General features: G+C 45.8%; 1 protein-coding gene. It reads right to left on the bottom strand.

All coding sequences use genetic code 11. The annotated features are described in order from the left end of the window. Positions 1–430, bottom strand: a 430-nt coding sequence (locus tag AB4351_RS22255; protein WP_372125042.1) for a helix-turn-helix domain-containing protein, incomplete at both ends; no start/stop codon positions are given.

The following is a 430-nucleotide window of genomic DNA, read 5'->3' as shown; positions in this document are numbered from 1 at the left end:
ACCCTATCCAAATGACTTGGTGAGTCTTAGCGTCAGCAATGACCGTGGCATACCGATGTCCTTTAAAGATAGCGAACTCATCCATGACGAGTTGCCTTAGCCCCTCCCATTTCACTGACGGTACCACTTGGCGAAGTCGGCGTTTATCTATCTCTTTAATGGTGTGCCAATGTACGCTTGTTAACTGGGAGATATGCTTAATGGGAAGAAGAGGCAGCAGTTGTTCTATATAACTTTTTAAGCGCTTCGTTATACGAGCATAAGGCTCTAACCAAGATAGAGACTCTGTTTTTATGCCGCAGTCACGACACTTGATTCTTCGTGTTTGAACGGAAAGTTCAACAGGAACACCGAGCAACATGGCCTCTTTTACATGACGCCATTGATACTCATGAATAGCCTCGGCCTCGAGACCACAAAGGCACTTAGC

The organism is Vibrio sp. 10N.261.51.F11, from assembly GCF_041471665.1.
Lineage (GTDB): Bacteria > Pseudomonadota > Gammaproteobacteria > Enterobacterales > Vibrionaceae > Vibrio > Vibrio crassostreae_C.
The sequence above is the reverse complement of the archived record's forward strand: the minus strand, read 5'-3'. Positions and strand labels throughout refer to the sequence as shown.